The 3271-nt window shown below is 59.0% G+C and carries 3 protein-coding genes; 1 reads left to right on the forward strand and 2 read right to left on the reverse strand.

Annotated elements, in window-relative coordinates; genetic code table 11:
* On the reverse strand, positions 1–514 hold a 514-nt coding region (locus ACP5E6_RS17450), incomplete at its 3' end, for a helix-hairpin-helix domain-containing protein (protein WP_427956373.1).
* 627 nt (positions 515–1141) lie between these two features.
* Here ACP5E6_RS17450 and ACP5E6_RS17455 point away from each other — a divergent pair.
* Entirely contained in the window at positions 1142–1936 is a 795-nt protein-coding gene (locus ACP5E6_RS17455; protein ID WP_427956369.1) for a Crp/Fnr family transcriptional regulator, read from the forward strand.
* Positions 1937–2570: 634 nt separating this feature from the next.
* On the opposite strand, the gene ACP5E6_RS17460 is transcribed toward ACP5E6_RS17455, so the two are convergent.
* Positions 2571–3271, reverse strand: a 701-nt coding sequence (locus ACP5E6_RS17460; RefSeq protein WP_427956370.1) for a 3'-5' exonuclease, incomplete at its 5' end; no start/stop codon positions are given.

The raw sequence follows: 3271 nt of genomic DNA on the forward strand, positions 1-3271 counted from the left end.
CACCATGGCTGTGCAGGAACACCATGATTTCGCGGATCACCTTCTGTTCAGCCCAGGCGGTGACGATCCGCTGGGCACGGATGCTTCCAATCCCGGGCACCTCGCGTAGACGCTCCGGGTTTGCCTCGATCACATCGAACACCGTCGTCGCGAATGCGCGGATCAGTTTCTTCGCGTAGACCGGGCCGATCCCCCGGATCATTCCCGAGGCCAGGTAGCGTTCGATCCCCTCCGCCGTGGTCGGCGCCGAGGTGCGCATGAACCGCGCCCTGAACTGCTGGCCGTGCGTGCGGTCATTCACCCATTCACCGGTCGCCGTCACCCATTCGCCCGCGCTGATCATGGCGGCATGGCCGATCACGGTGGCGAGGTCACGATGACCCCGCGCCTTCACCCGCAGCACGCAGAACCCGTTTTCAGAATTATGAAATGTCACGCGCTCGACCAATCCGGCGAGGACTTCGCGTCCTGCGGTGGCTTCGTCCCGAACCGACCCGCCGAAATGCTGATCCATGGCGATATGCCACGTTCTGATCAGCCCAAGGTCAAGAGTGAAGATCAATCTGGATCCCGAACCAGCGGCCGGTTGATGACCAGGAACTCGGATCAACCATCAGGGGCGAGGCAAGTCCCGTCGCGCAACACGTTCCGGACCACGCCGCCGGCGCAAGCAACGGGAGGATCACCAGGTGTCATCTTGACGATCATCCAGATCGTAAATCCGCCAATTGCTGGATCAGAGCCGGGCCGTGTCTTCCCACACTCCAAACGTCTCAGCGATCCGGCCGGTCGTCCAGCCCGCTGCCGTCAGCCGCAGAGCACGAGGACGTCTGCCTCGTCACAATCATGCGAACCCGCCAAGACCGCCAACTCCGCTTGCCATTCCTTGGCCGTAAAGGCACGGGATTTGCCCACCACACCTTCCCATTGCAAACCGCAACCGACCCCCTCAGTGACCGAATCAGATAACCATCCGTTGGTCAGCCCGGCAATGTATGCCTAGTTCTTTGCCAAAATGAGCCTTTTTGGGTTTTCCGTTGCACAGCGTCCCGGACCCCTGGACCGCCCTCGACGCCTTTCCTATGATCCGTTGCTGCTATCTTCCGGTTCGGGTACGGAGAACCATGGAGGAGCCGGGCTGATGCAGGATCGAAATTTATCGCGAGTCCCCGGGCTGCCCGGACCAGACAGTCAATTCGCGACGATAGGCGGGCCGGCGATCCAGGCGATCCCCTTACGAGGTGGCGATGGCGAAGCGCATCAGTTGTTATCCGCTTCGGATCGCCGTGACCTCGCCATGATTGCGAGCATCCGGCATATTGATGCTGGTGCGCAATTGTTTGAAGCTGGAGCCCGGGCACAGGCGATCTTCAATATCGTATCGGGAGTGGCAAAGGTATCTGAGGATCTGGCGGATGGTCGCCAGGCTACCGTGGCTTTCTTCTTCGTCAATGATCTCCTGGGCATGTTCGAAAGTGACCATTATATCTACACTGGAACGGCGGTGACTCCACTCACCGTCTACTGCCTTCCGGTCGATGCCCTCGAGCGATTGCTGCTGCGGGAACCTTCGCTGCAAATGCATTTCCTGTGCAAATTATCGCACGAATTGCGGGCATCACAGCGGCAAGCAATTGCGCTGCGTCGCTATAGCGCGATGCAGAAGATGGCGCTGTTTCTCGACTTCATGGCCCTGCATCCAGAAATGCAGGTCGATGCAACGGGACTGATGAAAATTCCTATGAGCCGTGCCGACATTGCTGACTATATCGGCTTGACGACGGAGAGCGTCAGTCGAGCGCTGCATCGGCTGTGCAACGAGGGGATCGTCGAACTGGTGACCTCACATCAATTCCGCATCCATGATAGAGCACGGCTGGATCGTCTGGTGGGTGGCGACGGCGCGGTAAGTCTGTTCCGCCAGAAAGGAGGTTAGACGGATAAGTGATTTTTGTGGGTGCCAGACATGAACGCACTTGGAACATTTGTCTGTTTTCTTGTCCGAAAACGGCATCTTCGGTGATCTCATCGGCAGGCTAGATTCTCGGACAAGCGACGTAAATGGAACCTTGGCCCCTTCGAGATCAGCACCAGTGCTACCCGACTTAATGACTAAGCCTTGCCGGGCATAATCCCGGTTGGGCCCCGATCAGTCGTGACATTGAGCCTTTGGGTTGTAATCAGATCGATCGGATATCGATCCGTCTGGGCGATGGCGCCGCGCTGATTCACGTCATAAGCCGACAGAGATCGAACCTTTATGTCATTCGTTCGGGCATAGCGGTAGGGTGGCAACAGCGGCCAAATAAGAGGCGGTGAGTCAACCTGATCAGGCGTGACAGATGCGTGATGTCTCATGGATTTTCCTACTCAATCTCGATGTGATGCACGAATCATGAAGTCCCTTGGTTAGAGGGGGCCAGCAGTTTAATGTTCTACGCCCCCACATCGGCCACAGTCCTGTTCTTGCCTGAAATATCGCATGAAACCTCCTTAATTGGTTGCAGAAAAGATTGGATCGGCACAGGAGCCGTTCGCGCACATTGCATTCATGCGCGCGCCCCTCGCGGCTACCGGCATGAAAAATCGGGTGTACGCCCGTGGTCGACCCGTCTCTGGTGATGCTGCTCGTCGGCGGCAATTGACGCATCGGAGGAGGAAGGCAGGTCCCCCGTTCCGCCATGCCATCCGTCGATACGGCAGGCTGCCGGGATGTCGTCGAGAAACATGGAAGGCTGCATTTTTCCATATCGGAACCCGGCATGGGACACCGTAACGAGCTGACGACCCCGGGTCAGCGCCACATAGGCCAGCCGGCGTTCCTCCGCGAGATCGCCGAACGACGGCGGGAATACGCCCTGTTCCCAAGACGGCAGGAACACGTGATCGAACTCGAGGCCCTTGCTCTTGTGCAATGTCATCATCTGGATGTGGTCGTCGACGTCGCGCTCATCCGCGGGACCGCCACTCGCCAGCGCGGCGTGATCGAGGAGATCACGCGCCCCATGAAACCCGCCGGTGATCATGATCAGTTCGCGCAAATTCTCGATCCGCTCGGCCGCTTCCTCGGCACGGCTATCCCGCCACATCTGCCAGTATCCCGTCCGTTGGAGCAGGGTAAATAGCCGGTCGGCGAGAGTATCTGGCAAAGCCTCCCCCTGACCGCGAACCGCATCGGCGAACGCGAGTGCGATTGCGCGGCTGCGCGGCGGCAGCGGCGCGGTCTCGATCGCGGCCAGCAGCGAGCATTGCCGCCAGCTGGCCTCCTCCT

This window comes from Acidiphilium sp. (assembly GCF_049977125.1).
Lineage (GTDB): Bacteria > Pseudomonadota > Alphaproteobacteria > Acetobacterales > Acetobacteraceae > Acidiphilium.

Coding starts and splice junctions, on each gene's coding strand:
- ACP5E6_RS17455 (WP_427956369.1), top strand. CDS start 1,142: ATGCAGGATCGAAATTTATCGCGAGTCCCCGGGCTGCCCGGACCAGAC.